Annotated in this window: 17 protein-coding genes; 12 read left to right on the top strand and 5 right to left on the bottom strand. The window is 59.4% G+C overall.

The genetic code is table 11. The annotated features are described in order from the left end of the window. The first annotated feature begins 4 nt into the window (after positions 1-4). Together ACSAMM_RS13970 and ACSAMM_RS13975 are read left to right on the top strand one after the other, a co-directional pair. On the top strand, positions 5-949 hold the full coding sequence (locus tag ACSAMM_RS13970; protein WP_177691688.1) for a glycosyltransferase: 945 nt from the start codon (positions 5-7) through the stop codon (positions 947-949). Positions 950-1,145: 196 nt separating this feature from the next. Then, entirely contained in the window at positions 1,146-2,450 is a 1,305-nt protein-coding gene (locus tag ACSAMM_RS13975) for a S1C family serine protease (protein WP_457791902.1), read from the top strand. 109 nt (positions 2,451-2,559) lie between these two features. On the opposite strand, the gene ACSAMM_RS13980 is transcribed toward ACSAMM_RS13975, so the two are convergent. Continuing rightward, the gene (locus tag ACSAMM_RS13980; RefSeq protein WP_178724406.1) at positions 2,560-2,754 is read right to left on the bottom strand and encodes a hypothetical protein; all 195 of its coding nucleotides are present in this window, start codon (positions 2,752-2,754) and stop codon (positions 2,560-2,562) included. 1 nt (position 2,755) lies between these two features. Next, on the bottom strand, positions 2,756-3,880 hold the full coding sequence (locus ACSAMM_RS13985; protein ID WP_457791905.1) for a glycoside hydrolase family 27 protein: 1,125 nt from the start codon (positions 3,878-3,880) through the stop codon (positions 2,756-2,758). A 166-nt stretch (positions 3,881-4,046) separates the two neighbouring features. On the opposite strand from ACSAMM_RS13985, the gene ACSAMM_RS13990 reads away from it, so the two are divergent. Further along, positions 4,047-4,877 carry an AraC family transcriptional regulator gene (locus ACSAMM_RS13990; RefSeq protein ID WP_457791906.1) on the top strand — a complete coding sequence of 277 codons (831 nt, stop codon included), beginning with the start codon at positions 4,047-4,049 and terminating at the stop codon, positions 4,875-4,877. A 15-nt stretch (positions 4,878-4,892) separates the two neighbouring features. Here ACSAMM_RS13990 and ACSAMM_RS13995 read toward each other — a convergent pair whose 3' ends face one another. Beyond that, a complete protein-coding gene (locus tag ACSAMM_RS13995; protein WP_178724400.1) occupies positions 4,893-5,210 on the bottom strand; it encodes a BofC C-terminal domain-containing protein in 318 nt (105 codons plus the stop codon). Positions 5,211-5,523: 313 nt separating this feature from the next. Between ACSAMM_RS13995 and ACSAMM_RS14000 the strand changes: the two genes are divergently transcribed. The 5 genes from ACSAMM_RS14000 (at position 5,524) to ACSAMM_RS14020 (ending at position 11,387) form a co-directional block, all read left to right on the top strand. Beyond that, positions 5,524-7,788, top strand: coding sequence for a transglycosylase domain-containing protein (locus ACSAMM_RS14000; RefSeq protein ID WP_457791907.1), 2,265 nt, complete (start codon positions 5,524-5,526; stop codon positions 7,786-7,788). 428 nt (positions 7,789-8,216) lie between these two features. Next, positions 8,217-9,386 (top strand): iron-containing alcohol dehydrogenase, encoded by a 1,170-nt coding sequence (locus tag ACSAMM_RS14005; protein WP_178725188.1) that lies wholly within the window; start codon positions 8,217-8,219, stop codon positions 9,384-9,386. A gap of 187 nt (positions 9,387-9,573) precedes the next feature. Next, positions 9,574-9,891, top strand: a complete 318-nt coding sequence (locus ACSAMM_RS14010) for an L-rhamnose mutarotase (RefSeq protein WP_178725190.1) — start codon at positions 9,574-9,576, stop codon at positions 9,889-9,891. Between the two features lie 50 nt (positions 9,892-9,941). Next, positions 9,942-10,280, top strand: a complete 339-nt coding sequence (locus ACSAMM_RS14015) for a DUF4870 domain-containing protein (protein ID WP_178725192.1) — start codon at positions 9,942-9,944, stop codon at positions 10,278-10,280. Between the two features lie 183 nt (positions 10,281-10,463). Continuing rightward, on the top strand, positions 10,464-11,387 hold the full coding sequence (locus tag ACSAMM_RS14020; protein ID WP_457791908.1) for an aldo/keto reductase: 924 nt from the start codon (positions 10,464-10,466) through the stop codon (positions 11,385-11,387). A gap of 149 nt (positions 11,388-11,536) precedes the next feature. Here the strand turns inward: ACSAMM_RS14020 and ACSAMM_RS14025 are convergent, their stop codons facing one another. Beyond that, complete coding sequence (locus tag ACSAMM_RS14025; RefSeq protein WP_457791909.1) at positions 11,537-12,370, bottom strand: AraC family transcriptional regulator; 834 nt, start codon at positions 12,368-12,370, stop codon at positions 11,537-11,539. A 155-nt stretch (positions 12,371-12,525) separates the two neighbouring features. On the opposite strand from ACSAMM_RS14025, the gene ACSAMM_RS14030 reads away from it, so the two are divergent. The 4 genes from ACSAMM_RS14030 to dusB all read left to right on the top strand — a co-directional run bounded on the left by ACSAMM_RS14030 (position 12,526) and on the right by dusB (position 16,235). Further along, a complete protein-coding gene (locus tag ACSAMM_RS14030; protein ID WP_457791910.1) occupies positions 12,526-13,362 on the top strand; it encodes a sugar phosphate isomerase/epimerase family protein in 837 nt (278 codons plus the stop codon). A gap of 15 nt (positions 13,363-13,377) precedes the next feature. After that, a complete protein-coding gene (locus ACSAMM_RS14035) occupies positions 13,378-14,442 on the top strand; it encodes a Gfo/Idh/MocA family protein (protein WP_457791911.1) in 1,065 nt (354 codons plus the stop codon). A 209-nt stretch (positions 14,443-14,651) separates the two neighbouring features. Further along, positions 14,652-15,104 carry an IS200/IS605 family transposase gene (gene tnpA, locus ACSAMM_RS14040; RefSeq protein WP_457790176.1) on the top strand — a complete coding sequence of 151 codons (453 nt, stop codon included), beginning with the start codon at positions 14,652-14,654 and terminating at the stop codon, positions 15,102-15,104. 165 nt (positions 15,105-15,269) lie between these two features. After that, entirely contained in the window at positions 15,270-16,235 is a 966-nt protein-coding gene (dusB, locus tag ACSAMM_RS14045) for a tRNA dihydrouridine synthase DusB (protein ID WP_178725204.1), read from the top strand. Positions 16,236-16,371: 136 nt separating this feature from the next. Here dusB and ACSAMM_RS14050 read toward each other — a convergent pair whose 3' ends face one another. After that, the gene (locus ACSAMM_RS14050; RefSeq protein ID WP_457791913.1) at positions 16,372-17,187 is read right to left on the bottom strand and encodes a hypothetical protein; all 816 of its coding nucleotides are present in this window, start codon (positions 17,185-17,187) and stop codon (positions 16,372-16,374) included. Positions 17,188-17,275 lie beyond the last annotated feature (88 nt).

Here is a 17,275-nt window from a genome sequence, read left to right on the forward strand (position 1 = left end):
CTTTATGGATACAATCGCTGTTTTAATTCCCTGCTATAACGAAAGCCAAACAATTGAAAAAGTTGTCACCGATTTCAAGAAGGTTCTGCCGGAAGCTGTCATTTACGTCTATGACAACAATTCCTCCGATCATACGGATAAAATCGCGGAAGCAGCGGGTGCGGTTGTGCGTCATGAATATCAGCAAGGCAAAGGTAATGTCATTCGCCGCATGTTTCGAGAAATTGATGCCGCTTGCTATATTATGGTAGACGGCGACGATACGTATCCGGCTGAAAACGCCAGAGAAATGGCGGATTTGGTGTTGAACAAACAGGTTGATATGGTGGTCGGCGACCGTCTGTCTTCCACGTATTTCACGGAAAATAAGCGGCCGTTTCATAACATGGGGAATCGGCTCGTTCGTTCCAGTATCAATGCGCTGTTTTCAAGCAGGATCAAGGATATCATGACCGGCTATCGCGCTTTCAGCTTCCAGTTTGTCAAAAGCTTTCCCGTGCTGTCCCGCGGCTTTGAAATCGAAACCGAAATGAGCATTCACGCGGTGGACAAAAATATGTCGGTGGACAACGTCGTTATTGATTATCGGGACAGGCCTCAGGGCAGTGTATCCAAGCTCAATACGATTTCCGACGGCTTGTCCGTACTGAAAACCATATTCGATCTATGGAGAAATTACAGGCCTTTTCATTTTTTCACGGTTCTTGCCGCTGTACTGACGGTTATCGATGCTCTCGTGTTCATACCGGTAGTTTTAGTTCCCTATATCCGGACCGGACTGGTCCCGAATTTCCCGACGCTCATCGTCTGCGGCTTTGTAATGGTTGCCGCTCTCATGGCTTTTTTCAACGGCATGGTTCTGGACGCCATTATTAAAAAGGAAAAGCGGGAATATGAATTCCGTCTGCAGCTGCTGGAAAGCATGCGCCGGCGGCAGGGTAAGGATTAACACGTACAAAAAAGCGAGCGGTAACCCGCTCGCTTTTTTATGACCAAATCATAGCGCAGGACATATTTTTGTCACAGCTTATTTAAAAAATTCCTCATTCTTCTCCAACCAACCGACACATAAGGGGCCTATACTAAAACCATGACGAGGGGATACTTCCCCCCACCTGGTTAACAACAAAAAGGAGGAAACCCTTATGTATAATCCCTATCAGCCTATCGGCCCGGATAACCAGCCCGATAATACCGTCCAAACCGGATGGACCCGCGTGGAAACCGCCTCCGCCGACAATCCGCAGTCGGAATCCCCGGCTCCCCCGCCCGCCGCCTATGTTCCCTGGGCCGCGGCCCCGCAACCGCCGGCGCCCCGTGAGAAGCCCCGCCGCGACCGCCGCAAAGGCGCTTTTGCCGCCGTAATGGCCGCCTGCATGGTCTTCTCCCTGGGCTGCGGCTTCGGCGGCGGTTATCTCGCCAGCCGGCTGAACAGTACCGCCTCGTCCTCCGGCGCCTCGGGCGGCCAGCCCGTTTTCTATCAGTCGGTCTCCAACAACACCAATAAGGGCAGTCTCTCGGTGGCTGAGGTGGCCGCCAAAGCTGCCGATTCGGTGGTGGAAATCAACACCGAAACCGTGTCGAGCAGCTTTTACGGCGGTCAGCGGGTCAGCCAGAGCGCGGGCAGCGGCGTCATCCTGTCGGCCGACGGCTATATCGTCACCAACAATCACGTTGTCGCCGGCGCGGACAGCATCACCGTGCGCACCCGGGACGGTAAGTCCTACGCCGCCAATCTGGTGGGCACCGATCCCGATACCGACCTGGCCGTTCTCAAAATCGAGGCCAGCGGCCTGACCCCCGCGGTGCTGGGCAGCTCCGACGACCTGGTCGTGGGCGAAACCGCGGTTGCCATCGGCAACCCCCTGGGCGAGCTGGGCGGCACTGTCACCAGCGGCATCATCAGCGCCTTGAGCCGGGAAGTCACCATCGATAATCAAACCATGACCCTGCTGCAGACCAACGCGGCCATCAACCCCGGCAACTCCGGCGGCGGCCTGTTCAACAGCAATGGGGAGCTTGTCGGCGTCGTCAACGCGAAATACGCCAAGGAAGGCGTGGAAGGTCTGGGCTTCGCCATCCCGATAAACACCGCCAAGCCCGTCATCGAACAGCTTATCAGCCAGGGCTATGTCTCCGGCCGCGTGGATACTGGCTTCACCCCCATTGACCTGACTGACGAGGCCACCGCTATGCAGTACCGCGTCAGCCGCACTGGTGTCTATGTCTATGAAGTGACCACCAATACCGACGGCTTCCAGTCGGGCGACCTGCTTCTTTCCATCGATGGGAAGGATATCGACTCGATGAGCGACTACAACGCGGCCCTGCAAGGCCGCAGCGTGGGCGACCAGCTCGCCGTGGTCGTCCTCCGAGGCAACCGGCAGCTGAGCCTCACCCTGACCCTCCGGGACGCCAACGCCTCCGCCGCGCAAGGCAGCGGCATCTAAATAAGCCGATCAACAAGACCGGGAACGGATTCGTCCGTTCCCGGTCTTGCATTTCGTCGTGGAATCCAGTATGATAAGCGCAGGCGTGCGCCATTTCATCATCCCGCGCTTATGGGGCGAACAGGGTGCAGCCCATGGCCTTGAACTGCCGGATTTTTTCGTCGATCAGCGCCTCGCTGACCCGAAATTTCGCCGCCAGACAGGCCTTGCACAAAAACGTCTCCGCCCCCCGGTTGACCAGCTTTTTATGGGCGCCGATTTCGTCGGCCGTCAGCCGGCGGCCGCACTGATAGCACGTGTCCATTCTAGCGGGCGTCGACGACGCGGGCGCGGAAGATCCGGCAGTCGTGGGGCTGGATGACCTCGCGATACAGGTAATCCTGCGGCGCGGCGGTCTTGCCGCTCCAAAGTTCCCGCATCTCCAGGGTTTTGCCGCACACGCGGCCCAGTCCCATGTCCGCCAGGGTGAACTGCGGGCCGCGCACCTCGTCCGTCATGTTGAACATGCCGATGGCGAAGTCGCCGCCCTCCAGCAGCTTGACGATGACCGGGGTGTCGGCGCCGCCCGAGATGATGTAGGGCTGACGGCAGGCGGGATCCTGATTGACGGCCAGCACGTCGGCGTTGGTCAGGATATCCAGGGACTCCTGGCGGATGTTCCGGATGTCGCAGCCGATCATCAGCGGGGAATTGAGCATCGCCCACAGCGTGAAATGGGTGCGGTACTCCTCGAAGGTGCAGCCGCCCATGCCCACGTTGCCGGCGCCGCCCATGCCGACCACCAGCATGTCCATGTCGTTGAAGCAGCCGGTCCCGTTGTAGGCCTGGATGTCCACCTGTTGGTTGAACAGGGACTTGATGGATTCCCAGTTGTCAAAAATATCCCCGGTGGAACGCCACATACCCGCGCCGGTGGTTTTGATCCAGCTCTTGGTGTCCTCCGCGCCCCAGCTGCACGCGCTGAACAGAATGTCCCGCCCGCAGTTCGCCAGCGCCGCACCCATGCGTTTGTACAGAATGTGCCCCGGCACGTGAGCGGGCCGGTTGCAAAAGTCGTATTTCAGAAAATCCACGCCCCACGAGGCGAAGGTGGCCGCGTCGATAAACTCATACTCGAAGCTGGAGGGATAGCCCGCGCAGGTCTGGTTGCCGGCGCAGGAATACATGCCGAACTTCAGCCCCTTGCCGTGGACATAATCGGCCAGCGCCTTCATGCCGGAGGGGAACTTTTCATGACTGGGCACCAGCCGGTGGCTGTCGTCCCGTTCCTTTTCCGCCCAGCAGTCGTCGATGACCAGATAGGTGTAGCCCGCGTCCCGCAGGCCGGTGGACACCATGGCGTCCGCCGTGTCGCGCACCAGCTGCTCGTTGATATTCTCGCCGAAGGTGTTCCAGGTGTTGAAGCCCAGTGCCGGTAAATTCTTGACCATGATTCTGACCCCGTTTCCTCGTTAGTCTGATCCCCCGCGGACGGGTGACCGATCGGGTTCATTCTAACACGGAAGCCCCGGGTTTTCTATCTCCTATCGTTCCCACCATATGGAATATCGTACCATGATTCCCCCGCGCCATGCCCGGCGGAAAGGATGAGTCGTCATGATGGAGCTGATAAATGCCCCCGGCTGGGCCCGCAATGTCTATCCCGTCACCTACCTGAGCGGCAGCACCCAGGACTGCGCCGACCTGCACAGCTTCGGCCCCGGCATGCGGGAAATTTATATTCTGCACTATGTCCTGCGGGGCCGGGGCGTGTTCGAGGAAAACGGCAGGGTCTTTCCGGTGGAAACCGGCGGCACCTTCTTGGTGCGGCCCCGGGCCGTCATTCGCTACGCCCCCGACCCCGCCGCTCCTTGGGAATACATCTGGGTGGACTTCTGCGGCAGCGAGGCCGCCGCCCTCCTGAGGCAGACCGGCTTCTCCTTCGGCTGTCCCGTGGCCCCGCCCCTTCCCCGGGAGGAGATGGAGCCGCTTTACCGCCGGATTCTCGCTGCCGGGGACGGCCATAAGGAGTACCACCAAGCCCGGGCCACTGGCTATCTCCATGTGCTGCTGAGCACCTATATGGAGAAATTCCCGCCCGATCGGCCGATGGACGACGGCTATGGCTATGTGCAGAGCGCCCTGCAGTTCATTACCACCCGTTACCACCGGCCCCTGTCGGTGGAGGATATCGCCGCCCATCTCGGCATCAGCCGCACCCACCTGTTCCGGCTGTTCCACCGGTTCCTGGCCGTTTCCCCCAACGAATACCTGGCCCGCTTCCGCGTGCAGAGCGCCTGCGCCATGCTTTCAAGCAGCAACCTGTCCGTTAAAAGCATCGCCCACGCCGTGGGGTATGAGGATCAGCTGTATTTCTCCAAGGTGTTCCGCCGGCTGACTGGCGAGACTCCCACCGGCTACCGCCAGTCCCATCCCCCGGCTGAATGACGGGCGCGCCGATCCTCAGCTGGTGTAATCCTCCAGCAGTCGCTGCAGCTCCTTGTCGTCGTATACTGGGATTCCCTGGTGCAGCCTCTCCTGCTCCTCGGCGGGCAGGCTGGCGACATAGACGTCGAATACCTGATCCGGCCGGGACTGCCCCGCCAGGAATACCGCCACCTGTCCCTCGTACTGCCCGATGGTGTACAGTGCCTGCACCGAAGTGGACGACGCCGGATCGGCGGGCCCCCGCGCCCCCACGAGCAGCAGGGTGGTGATGGCGCCCAGGGACAGCGCGGCCGCGGCAATCAATATGGTCAGACGGCGATGTATCGTTTTCATGCCAGCACATCCTTCTCAGGCGGAGCGGCCGGAACCGGCCGCCTGCCTTTTGTTTTGATAAAAAAGTTCTCTGCACCTACTATTCTTTCCCAATCTGGGGCAAAATATCCAGGGGCGCTTTCTCAAAAAGGTTACGAAGCTGTATCCGTAGGGGTCGAAACTCTTACAGTTTTGATATTTGACTTTTTCCTTGCGGTGCTATAAGATAGGGAAAGACCAAATGTTTCCTCAGCCAGTCCGTGCGGCGGGTTCGCGCCTGCCGTAACATACCGCCGGGTCCCCCGGTATTTTAAAGAGTAAGGAGGCAAGACAGATGGCTGATTCCCGCAAATCCGGAAAATGGCGCGCCGTGATGAAAAAACCCGCCGTGCGCCATACCCTGAAGGCTGTCTCCGCCGTCTTCAAGTGCCTGATGACCATCCTGCTCATCGGCGTGATCACCGCCACCATGGTGGGCTGCGTGATGGTCGTGTACGTGATGATCAACTTCAAGGATAACGACGGCATTCCCACTGAGCTGGGCCAGATGTCCATGAAGGCCACCACCACCGTGGAGGTGCAGAACGACAAGGGCGAATGGGAAGTGTTCCAGCAGCTCAAGGGTACCAACAGCATTTGGGTGGACGGGGATGAGATTCCCCAGTGCATGAAGGACGCCGTGGTCGCTATCGAGGATGAACGGTTTTACGATCATTACGGCGTGGACTGGAAGCGGACGATTTCCGCCTTCGCCAACCTGATTTTCCACTTCAGCTCCACCGAATACGGCGGATCCACCATCACCCAGCAGCTGATTAAAATCACCACCCAGGACGACGATCACAGCATCGAGCGGAAAATCACCGAGATTCTCCGCGCCATCGAGATGGAGAAGAATTATTATACCAAGCCGGAAATCCTGGAGGCGTACCTGAACAACCTGCCCCTGACCGGTGACATCGTGGGCGTGGGCGCGGGCGCGCAGTATTATTTCGGCAAGGACGTGAGGGATTTGTCCATTGCCGAGGCGGCCGTCATCGCCAGCATTACCCAGAACCCCAGCAAATACAACCCGTATACCCGCCCCGAAAACATCCGCGCCCGGCAGCGCCTGGTGCTCCAGAAGATGTATGAGCTGGAATTTATCACCGAGGAAGAGTATAAGCAGGCGCGCGGCGAGGAGCTGCACTTTAAAAACGGCCTCAAGCACGCCGCCGTGGAAGACTACTACATGGATTTGCTTGTGGAGGACGTCATCGCGGATCTCATGGATGTCAAGGGCTATACCTACCGCATGGCCCAGAACATGGTGTATCACGGCGGCCTGACCATCCGCTCCGCAGAAAAGCCCGCCCAGCAGAAGGCCGTGGAGGAAATTTACGCCAACGAAAAGAATTTCCCCAAATCCATCGCCAAAGATAAAGAGGATCCCCAGGCCGCCATCTTCATCATGGATTATTCCGGCCGCGTGGTGGCCACCGTCGGCGGCCGTGGGGAGAAAACCGCCGACCGGGTGCTCAACCGATCCACCCAGTCCAAGCGGCAGCCCGGTTCCTCCATGAAACCGGTATCCGTCTACGGCCCCGGTATCTTCTATAATGTGATTCACTACTCCTCCCTGGAGCGGGACGCCTGGCTCAAGGAAGTAAACGGAAAGAAGTGGCCGGTCAACTACCGCAAAAAGGCCGCGGATAACGGCAATGTGCTGCTCAACTACGCCGTGCAGGAATCCCTGAACACCGTGGCTGTCCGCGTGGTGGAGAAGCTCACCCCGCAAAAGGCCTTTGATTTCGCCACCAACACCCTGCATCTGTCCACCCTGGTCAAATCCCGGTCCACCGACCGGGGCATCGTCTCGGACATCGACCTGGCCCCCATGGGCCTGGGCGGCCTGACCGATGGCGTGTATGCCCGGGATATGGCCGCCGCCTACGCCGTGTACGGCGGCGGGGGCCAATACAACAAGCCCTATACCTATTACGAGGTCAGCCGTGCCGCCTCCGGCGGTGAAAAGGAGATCCTGCTCCAAAAGGGCCCCCAGAACATCCAGACCATTGACGAGGGCACCGCCTACGTTATGAACCGCATCCTCCAGCAGGTTATCACCAAGGGCACCGGCTACAACGGTGTCGGCAACCAGTGGAAGGGGTGGGAGGTCTTCGGCAAAACCGGTACCACCAGCGACGATAAGGACGTGTATTTCTGCGGCGGCACCGCTTACTACGTGGGGGCCTCCTGGTTCGGCTACGACTATAATAAGAGCCTCAACAGCTCCCAGACCCTGTATGCCAAAAAGCTGTGGAGCCAGGCTATGAAGGCCCTGCATAAAGGCCTGGAGCCGAAATCCTTCGACAAGAAGGGCAACACCCAAGAGCTGCAGTATTGCACCCAGACCGGCCTCATCGCCACCGCCGGCTGCCCCAAAGCGACTGGTGTGTATAAGAGCGACAACATCCCCGGCACCTGCAACGTCCATGGCGGCGGCTCTCCCGCCGCCAACCCGCCGGCGGGTACCACTCAGGCCGGCGCGACCACCACCAGCGTCCCGGCCACCACCAGCACCCCCGCCGCCACGACCACCAAGGCACCGGAAGGCTGACACAAACAACCGCCCCCGCGTCCAATTCCGGACGCGGGGGCGGTTTTGCTTACGCGGGTTCGATGACCTCCAATTTCACCGCTGGGTTCTCGTGAAACCATGTTTTCGTGGCGCGGCGGATTTCCTCTTTTTTCAAAATAACGCGGTTTTCCTCCTCGGTTATCCAGATGGAATCCCCGTTTTTGGCCACAACCCGGCAGGAGGAAAGCCCTCTGTCCCGTATCTCCCGGAATTTCTCCGCGTTTAACGGGGCCAGCGTTCGTTTTCCCTGGAGCGCCTTAACATACAATTGTGAAAAAATTTTTAATAGTGTGTCAACCGCTTGCAATTTTTTCTAGAGAGTGTTAAAATAATAACAAATCGAGTTGTTAAATTATTAACGACTCGATCGACCGATAAACTATCATACATAAGGAGGACGTTCGCTTATGGCACGCTTCACGTTACCCCGCGATTTGTACTTTGGTCCCGGCGCTATGGAGGAACTGAAAAATCTCAAAGGCTACAAGAAGGCATTCATCGTCACCGGCGGCAGCTCCATGAAAAAGACCGGCTTTCTGCAGAAGCTGGAGGATATCCTGAAGGCCGCGGGCCTGCAAACCCGGCTGTACGACGGCGTGGAGCCCGATCCCTCCATCGAGCGGGTGTATGACGGCGCCAAGGCCATGCGGGAATTCGAGCCGGATGTCATCGTCGCCATCGGCGGCGGCTCGCCCATGGACGCCGCCAAGGCCATGTGGGTGTTCTATGAGTACCCGGAGAAAACCTTTGACGACATCAAAGAGCCCTTCTCCCTGCCCCGCCTGCGCACCAAGGCTATCTTTGTGGCCGTGCCCTCCACCAGCGGCACCGCCTCTGAGGTGACGGCGTTCTCGGTCATCACCGATTATTCCACCGGTATCAAGTACCCGCTCGCTGATTTTGAAATCACCCCCGATGTGGCTGTCCTGGATACCGATATTCCCCAGACCATGCCGAAGACCCTCACCGCCCACACCGGCATGGACGCGCTGACGCACGCTATTGAGGCCTATGTGGCCACCGCCCGGTCGGAGTTCTCCGATCCCCTGGCCCTCCAGGCGATTTCCTCGGTGTTTGACAACCTGATCGATTCCTATCATGGCGACAAGGAAGCCCGGGGCGCCATGCATATCGCCCAGTGCCTGGCCGGCATGGCCTTCTCCAACGCCCTGCTGGGCATCGCGCATAGCCTGGCCCATAAGACGGGCGCGATTTTCCACATTCCTCATGGCTGCTGCAACGCCATCCTGCTGCCCAGCGTGATTCAGTTCAACTCCCGCGTCTGCATGTCCCGTTACGCGCAGATCGCCCGCGCGCTGGGCCTGCCCGGCGCCACCGATAAACAGCTGACCGATTCTTTGGTCGAGGCCGTCCGCGCCATGAACGCCAAACTGGGTATCGCCCAGACCTACCAGGCGAACGGCGTGTCCGAGGAAGACTTCAAGGCCCACTGCCAGGCCATCGCCCACAACGCGGTGCTGGATCCCTGCACCGCCTCCAATCCCCGTCCGGTCAGCGACGAGGAGATGCTCGGTGTCCTGACCTGCGCGTACTACGGCACCGACGTCACCTTCTAATTGCCCCCCATAAGCCCATAGAATACAGGAACCCCGGGCGGCCCTAGGCCGCTCGGGGTTCCTGGCGTTTTGCGCCGTCCGCTCGAAAATCTTAAGAGGAAGTTCACCCGGAATTTACATTCCCCCGTTTCTTTTTGGCGGCAAACCTGCTATAATAATTCCATTGAAAGGTAAGGAGAGATGACCTATGGAGCGTTATGCCTGGAAGGCCCAGGTGCTGGACGGCCAGCTGGAGGAATACAAACGCCGCCATGCTGCGCTGTGGCCAGAGCTTAAGGCCGTGCTGAAAGAGGCCGGCATTTCCAATTACACCATCTGGAACGTGGGCAACGACCTGTTCGGCTATTACGAGTGTGAAAAAGGGGTGGAATACGCTGCCCGCGTGCAGGCCGGCAGCCCGGTGGTGGATCGCTGGAACGCGTATATGAAGGACGTCATGGTCATGGAGATGGACCCCTGCACCGGCGCCCAGCCCCGCCTAGAGCAGGTTTTCTTTCTCCCTTAATGGTATATTTCCGGCTTATTATACATACTGGATAAAGGAGCGCTGCGACTATGAACAATAACAATTCCACCGTCAAGCTGATTACCATCCTGGATTATATCGGCATCCTGTTTATCCTGGGCTTCTTCGTCGAGAAGGACAACGAGGATGTGAAATTTCATACCAATCAGGGCATTATCCTCTGCATCTTCGACATCGCGGTCAGCATTGTCGCCTCCATTCTGGGCGTTTTCCACTGGATTCCGTTTGTGGGCTGGGTGTTCAGCCTGATTGCCACCCTGCTGTGGCTGCTGGTGGCGGCTATGGTCATCCTGGGCATCGTCCACGCCGCCAAGGGCGAGCGGACGCCCCTGCCGGTTATCGGCAAGCTCTTCACCTTTATCAAATAAGAAGCCAAAATCCCGCCGTCCGGCGGGATTTTGTAAACTTACAGGCTGTTATTACAAAACGTATAAAAGAAAGGCGAATGCCTTTCTTTCAAACGGGTTTTGTGCCTTTCCCGCCAAAGGCGGGAATTTCGCAAGCGAAACCGGCACAATTCCCCGGTTTCTGGAAAGGAATGAGTCATTAGAATGAAGAAAACATTGCAAGTGGGCGGCCAAAACGGCCTGGAGGTCTCGGCCATCGCCCTGGGCTGTATGCACCTGGCGGAGCTGGATGTTGGGCAGGCGGATGCCCTCGTGCGCACCGCCCTGGACTGCGGCGTGACCTATTTCGATCACGCGGATATTTACGGCGGCGGCGGGTCGGAGGAGCTGTTCGGCCGGGTACTGGAAAAGGATCCCGCCTTGCGGGGGAAGATGCGGGTGCAGAGCAAATGCGGCATCTGCCCCGGTTACTTCGATTTTTCCAAGGAGCATATTCTCGATGCGGTGGATAACAGTCTGCGCCGCCTGCATACCGATTACCTGGACGCGCTGCTTCTCCATCGGCCCGATACCCTGATGGAGCCGGAGGAGGTGGCCGAGGCTTTCGATCGGCTGGAGGCCCAGGGCAAGGTGCTCCATTTCGGCGTGAGCAACCAGAATCCCGGCCAGATGGAGCTGCTGCGCCGCGCGGTGCGCCAGCCCCTCCTGTTCAACCAGCTTCAGTTCGGCCCCATGCACACCGGCATGATCGACAGCGGCCTCAACGTCAACATGACCAATCCGCCCTCCGTCGATCATGACGGTGGCCTGCTGGAGTATTGCCGCCTGAACGGCGTTACCATCCAGCCCTGGTCCCCCTATCAGTACGGCTTTTTCGAGGGCGTGTACCTGGATAACCCCCAGTTCCCCGCGCTGAACCAGGCCCTCAACGAGCTGGCGGCCCAGAAGGGCGTCTCCGCCCAGGCCCTGGTGATTGCCTGGATTCTCCGTCATCCCGCCGGGATGCAGCCCATCGTCGGCACCACCAAGCCGGAGCGTCTGAAGGACATCGCCGCCGCCTATGACGTCGAGCTCACCCGGCCGGAATGGTACGCGATATACCGGGCCGCCGGAAATGTCCTGCCCTGATCGCGCTTTGTCATAAAAAGCAATATCGTGCTCAGAAGAATCCCGGCCCCTTTTAAAACCGTTTGAAAGGGGCCGGGAATTTTCGCTTTTGAGCGCTCCAACGAGGAAAAAGCAGAAAAAAGCGTCGTTTGTATGCGCTTTTTTCGACTTTATGTGGCTACGGAGGCCTTTCCCAGCTCATCGGAGGGGGAGCATCCCCGGTACCGGCGGTACACCTTGGCGAAATAGGAGAGGTTGTGGAACCCGCATTTTTCCGCGCATTCCCCCACCGTGTATTCGCCGGAGGACAGCAGCTGCAGCGCGTGGGAGCAGCGCAGGCTGTTGAGATAATCCACCACCGTGCTGCCGGTAATCTGCCGAAACGCGTGGCACAGGTAGTATTTGCTGAACCCCACCACCCCGCAGAGGTCCTCAATGGACAGATCCTCCCCAAAATGCAGGCGCAGATATTCGATGACGGTCTTGACCATCTCGATTTTATGAGTGCCCCGCCCGGGCAGCTCCTCCTCCCCCGCGACGCGGCAGTCCCGGCACAGAAAGACCAGCAGGGCCATGACATAGGACCGCACGCTGAGCTTGTAAAGCGCCCGCTTTTCCGTCACCTCCGCCGCGATCCGCCCGAACAGCTCCCCGGCCTCGGGGCTGGCCGCGCAGGGGCGGAACCGCATGCCCGACAGATAGAGCTTAAGCCCATCGGAGAAGGATTTGTCCACGATCAGGCAGTGGTACACGGCGGGGGCTCCGTCCGCGCAGACGGCGTGCAGGGCGTTGGGCGGCACGATCACCAAGTCCCCCGCCCGCGCGGTCACGACTTCCTCCCCGCACACGGCCCGCAGCGTCCCCTCGAGGACATACAGCAGCTCGATGCTCTCATGCCAGTGAAACAGGTCGGGGGAATACGGCACCGCCTGCATGCGGACATGAAAAAAGAAAGGAAAATCCGGATCGTCATGGATATGCTTTTCATAAATCTGCTTCTGCATCCCGCGCCTCCTAAACGTGTGGCTATTTTGAGGCTATCACAAATCGCAATATTTTGTTACGACAAGACAAGTTTGTTCCTTTACATCCCTTATCTTGAGTATATAATGAGCAGTAGAAAGTGTCAATATTTGAAGCAGTAAAGGAGTGCCGCGTTATGTATCCTTTTTCCATCGGCGTGATTCTCGATTCCTTCCGCACCGATTTGACCACCGCGCTTGATAAAGCAGTGGCGGTGGGGGCGTCCGGGCTGCAGGTGTATGCCACGAGCGGCGCGTTTTCCCCCGAGAGCCTATCCCCGCAGAAACGGAGGGAGTTCCTCGACATGTGCAAGTCCCGGGGGCTGACCATCTCCGCGCTGTGCGGCGATTTGGGCCAGGGCTTTGCCAACCCGGAGAAGAATCCAGAACTCATCGAGCGATCCAAGCGCATTCTGGATTTGGCCAAGGATTTGGAGACTGACGTGGTGACCACCCATATTGGCGTGGTGCCCGCGGATACCGACTGCGACACCTTCCGGATCATGCAGGACGCCTGCGGCCAGCTGGCGGCCTACGCCGACAGCCTGCGGGCCCATTTCGCCATCGAGACCGGACCCGAGCTGTCTGCCGTTCTCAAGACCTTCCTGGACACCCTGCATTCCACCGGCGTGGCGGTCAATCTCGACCCAGCCAATCTGGTCATGGTGGCGGGGGACGATCCGGTCAAGGCCGTCCACAACCTCAAGGAGTACATCGTCCACACCCATGCCAAGGACGGCCGGATGCTCCGCCGTGTCAACCCGGAGACCATTTACAACGGCACGCTGGATTTTGCGGAGGCGCCCTTCATCGAGCTGCCGCTGGGCCAGGGGGACGTGGATTTCCCCGCATACTTAAGTGCGCTGAACGACATCGGCTATACGGGCTATTTGACCATCGAGCGGGAGGTCGGGGACGATCCGGAGGGAGACATCCGTCTGGCGGTCAACTTCCTGCAATCGCTGATTCGATAAGGGGGAGCAAAGCATATGGAAAAGAAAATCAAGGTGGGCGTTATCGGCGTGGGCAGCATTGCCGAGATGCACATTGCCGGCTATAAGGCCGATCCCCGGGTGGAGTTGGCCGCATTCTGCGACATCAACGAGGAGCGGCTGAAGGAAAAGGGCGAGCGGCACGGGGTGACCCGGCTGTACACCGACGTGAAGGACATGGTGGCGAAGGAGGAGCTGGACGCGGTGAGCGTCTGCACCTGGAACGCGGCCCACGCCCCTTGTACGATTGCGGCGCTGGAGGCGGGTCTCCATGTGCTGTGCGAAAAGCCCATGGCCATGAATGTGGCAGAGGCCGAGGCCATGCGGGACACGGCGAAGCGCAGCGGCAAGCTGCTGATGATCGGGTTCGTCCGCCGGTTCGGCAACGACTGCGCGGTGGTGCAGGATTTCATCAATGAGGGGTATTTCGGCGATCTGTATTACGCCAAGGCCACCTATCTGCGCCGCAACGGCTGCCCGGGCGGCTGGTTTGGGGATAAATCCCGTTCCGGCGGCGGCCCTCTTATTGACCTGGGGGTGCATGTCATTGACCTGGTGCGGTATCTGATGGGCAATCCGAAGCCCGTGTCGGTCTACGGCGCTACCTTCCAGAAACTAGGGGATCGCCCCGGCATCAAGAAGGGCGACGCGTATCAGTCCTCCACCACCGAGGAGAAGCCAGTGTTCGACGTGGAGGATATGGCCAGCGTGATGATCCGGTTCGACAACGGCGCGGTGCTGTCCATCGAGGCCAGCTTCAGCCTGAACATCGAAAAGGATGAGGGGAAAATTGAGCTCTTCGGCACCAAGGCCGGCGCCAAGCTGGATCCGGAACTGACCTTGTACAGCCAGCAGGCGGGGTACATGACCAATACCACCATCGCCACCGGCACGGCGCTGAGCTTCGACGGGCTGTTTGAGAACGAAATCCGTCACTTCGTGTCCTGCGTGGAGGGCGGCACAGCCTGCCGCGCCCCGGCGGAGGACGGGGTGGCCCTGATGACCATCCTGCAGGCCGCCTACGAATCCGCCGCCTCTGGCCACGAGGTGGTGCTGGCTTAAGATCTATACTATTTATAGCCGCCCGGACAGTCAAGCTGTCCGGGCGGTTTTTAGCTATGCTTAAGCATGTAGGGGACAGCGCGAAGCGGTGGCCCCTACAAAAAGCCGCCCGCTAGGCGGGTGGGATTGTGGGCTTAAGCAAGAGCAACACCTTTCCTGGTATAATGACGATGTTCAAGCCGTCAAAAAAGAAGGAAAGGTGTTGCTCTATGGCACAAAGTTTAGCACATTCAAAATGGGTATGCAAGTACCACATCGTGTTCAGTCCGAAGTATCGAAGAAAGATCATCTACAACCAATTACGAGTGGATATACAGCAGTATATTCGGGATTTGTGCAAATGGAAGGGTGTGGAGATATTGGAGGGGCATATGATGCCCGACCATGTGCATCTGCTGTTGTCGATACCGCCGAAATATTGCGTCTCCAGCTTTATGGGGTACTTGAAAGGGAAATCGGCAATGATGATCTTTGAAAAACACGGGAATCTGAAGTACAAGTTCGGCAACAGGCACTTCTGGGCAACCGGGTATTACGTGAGTACCGTTGGACTGAATGAGGCAACCATCAAGAAATATATCCGAGAGCAGGAAAAGCAGGATATGCTCGAAGACAAATTGACTACCAAAGAATACGACGACCCTTTCAAGGGTAGCCGGTAGTCAGTCCACTACGGCTTGAACATAGTGAAAGCCAGCGTCTTTTAGGCGCTGGCCTTCCTATGCCCTTCTAGGGCTCCTTCATGCCACCCGTTTTACGGGTGGTCATGACTTGCCCGCGCGCGTCGATTCCGGTATAATGAGGATAAGGCGAAGGAGGCCGGAGCGATGCGGATAGGGACAGTGGAGATCCAGGGCAGGGCGGCGCTGGCCCCCATGGCGGGGGTGGCCGACCGGGCCTTTCGGAAAATATGCGTGGATTACGGCGCGGGATATGTGGTAGGCGAGATGGTCAGCTGCAAGGGGCTGTGCTTTCAGGACGCGAAAAGCCGGGAGCTGCTCCGGCTGGACGACGAGGAACGGCCGGCGGCGGTGCAGCTGTTCGGGGACGATCCGGACATCATGGCCCGGGCGGCCGTGCTGGCCATGGAATACCGGCCCGACGTCATCGACATCAACATGGGCTGCCCCGCCCCGAAAATCGCGGGCAACCACTGCGGCAGCGCCCTGATGAGGGAGCCGGATCTCTGCCGGCGGATCGTGCAGGCGGTGGCCCGGGCGGTGCCGGTGCCGGTGACGGCCAAAATCCGCAAGGGCTACGGCCCCGACTGCGTCAACGCGGTGGAGGTGGCCCGGGCGGTGGAGGCTGGCGGGGCGGCGGCGGTGACGGTGCACGGCCGCACCCGGGATCAGATGTACGCCCCGCCGGTGGATTGGGATATCATCCGCGCGGTGAAGGAGGCGGTGGGCATCCCGGTCATCGGCAACGGGGACGTCACCACGGCCCGGGAGGCCGCCGCCCTGTATGAGCAGACGGGCTGCGACTTGGTGATGGTGGGCCGGGGGGCATTAGGCGCGCCCTGGCTGTTCGCGCAAATCGAGGCCTACCTGAACCACGGGCAGGAGCTGCCCCCGCCGCCGGTGTCCAGCCGCATGGCGGTGCTGTACCGGCAGATCGAGCTGGCCGTATCCCTCAAGGGAGAGCGAGTGGCCCTTCGGGAGGCGCGCAAGCACGCGGCCTGGTACATGCGGGGGCTTAAAGGGGCGGCGGGCTTCCGGGGCGAGGCCGGGCAAATCGCCTCCCTGGCGGATCTGGGAGAGCTGTGCCGGCGGGTCATCGAGGCCAACGAGTAGAGGAGACGGCGGAGTGCCGGAACAGGCGGTACCAGCTCCGGGAAACGCCCATGCAAACGGAAAAGAACTGCAAAAAGGCCGTCCGCTGTGCGGATGGCCTTTTTGCCTATCGATACCCGCTTAACGCGGCGGGCGATCAGAATTTCGGCTTGCGGGGGCGGCGGAGGAACTGGGCCTCATGGGTGTAGGACAGCACCCGGTTCTTGATAGCCAGCAGGCCGGCGATGTTCGCCAGCAGCCCGAAGCCCATGGAGGCCAGATTGCTTATCAGCACCTGGGGCTGAAAGGCAAGGGCCAGGGCATCCCAAAACGCGGCGCCCTCCTGCATGACGTAGATGCATTGGGTTACGACGCCGGGCAGCACCATGACGCCCAGGGAGAAGACGACGATCAGGGTGACGGCGTAGCGGGTGCTGTGGGCGCCCCGCAGATAGCAGTAGCCGTAAAAGGAGGCAACGCTGATGAGCGCGCCCAGATACCAGGAGGTGATGTGCAGCAGGCTGCTGACCAGCACCCAGGGGATAATGCCGACCACCGCGCCCAGCAGCGCGCCGAAAAAGCCCCGGATGTAGGCGGAGACCGGCTCTCCGTCCCGGTCGAACTTATCGTCATAGGCCACGCCGATGAGCTTGGTAGCTTCGACGGCGGCGATGCGGATAAGCGCGGTATATTCCTCGGGGGACAGGCCGTCCGTCCCGGGCAGGGTTAACAGCACCCCGAAATTATGATGCACCACGGTGGCGGCCGCATAAGCGGGACTGGCCGCGGCAATGCCGGCCTGCAGCTTCGGCAGGTGGTCGGCGGGGATGTTGACCGACATTTCGATGGTGCCGGGCTCCACCCGGGCTAGAAAAGCGATGCCGGAGGCCACGCCGCTGGCGGTGCCCGCTTTTTCATCTATCCGATAGCCTTCCGCCGCGCAGGCGGCCAGCAATTCCTTCACAAACGCCATAGAGATCTTCCTTTCTCCGGCAGTCGGCCGCCGGACGGGTTTCCATAGCTACCATCATAGCAGAAATAGGAAAAAAGCGCAACAAAAA

The sequence above is a fragment of the Anaeromassilibacillus sp. SJQ-5 genome (genome assembly GCF_054108045.1).

Coding starts and splice junctions, on each gene's coding strand:
- ACSAMM_RS13970 (WP_177691688.1), top strand. CDS start 5: ATGGATACAATCGCTGTTTTAATTCCCTGCTATAACGAAAGCCAAACA.
- ACSAMM_RS13975 (WP_457791902.1), top strand. CDS start 1,146: ATGTATAATCCCTATCAGCCTATCGGCCCGGATAACCAGCCCGATAAT.
- ACSAMM_RS13980 (WP_178724406.1), bottom strand. CDS start 2,754: ATGGACACGTGCTATCAGTGCGGCCGCCGGCTGACGGCCGACGAAATC.
- ACSAMM_RS13985 (WP_457791905.1), bottom strand. CDS start 3,880: ATGGTCAAGAATTTACCGGCACTGGGCTTCAACACCTGGAACACCTTC.
- ACSAMM_RS13990 (WP_457791906.1), top strand. CDS start 4,047: ATGATGGAGCTGATAAATGCCCCCGGCTGGGCCCGCAATGTCTATCCC.
- ACSAMM_RS13995 (WP_178724400.1), bottom strand. CDS start 5,210: ATGAAAACGATACATCGCCGTCTGACCATATTGATTGCCGCGGCCGCG.
- ACSAMM_RS14000 (WP_457791907.1), top strand. CDS start 5,524: ATGGCTGATTCCCGCAAATCCGGAAAATGGCGCGCCGTGATGAAAAAA.
- ACSAMM_RS14005 (WP_178725188.1), top strand. CDS start 8,217: ATGGCACGCTTCACGTTACCCCGCGATTTGTACTTTGGTCCCGGCGCT.
- ACSAMM_RS14010 (WP_178725190.1), top strand. CDS start 9,574: ATGGAGCGTTATGCCTGGAAGGCCCAGGTGCTGGACGGCCAGCTGGAG.
- ACSAMM_RS14015 (WP_178725192.1), top strand. CDS start 9,942: ATGAACAATAACAATTCCACCGTCAAGCTGATTACCATCCTGGATTAT.
- ACSAMM_RS14020 (WP_457791908.1), top strand. CDS start 10,464: ATGAAGAAAACATTGCAAGTGGGCGGCCAAAACGGCCTGGAGGTCTCG.
- ACSAMM_RS14025 (WP_457791909.1), bottom strand. CDS start 12,370: ATGCAGAAGCAGATTTATGAAAAGCATATCCATGACGATCCGGATTTT.
- ACSAMM_RS14030 (WP_457791910.1), top strand. CDS start 12,526: ATGTATCCTTTTTCCATCGGCGTGATTCTCGATTCCTTCCGCACCGAT.
- ACSAMM_RS14035 (WP_457791911.1), top strand. CDS start 13,378: ATGGAAAAGAAAATCAAGGTGGGCGTTATCGGCGTGGGCAGCATTGCC.
- tnpA (WP_457790176.1), top strand. CDS start 14,652: ATGGCACAAAGTTTAGCACATTCAAAATGGGTATGCAAGTACCACATC.
- dusB (WP_178725204.1), top strand. CDS start 15,270: ATGCGGATAGGGACAGTGGAGATCCAGGGCAGGGCGGCGCTGGCCCCC.
- ACSAMM_RS14050 (WP_457791913.1), bottom strand. CDS start 17,187: ATGGCGTTTGTGAAGGAATTGCTGGCCGCCTGCGCGGCGGAAGGCTAT.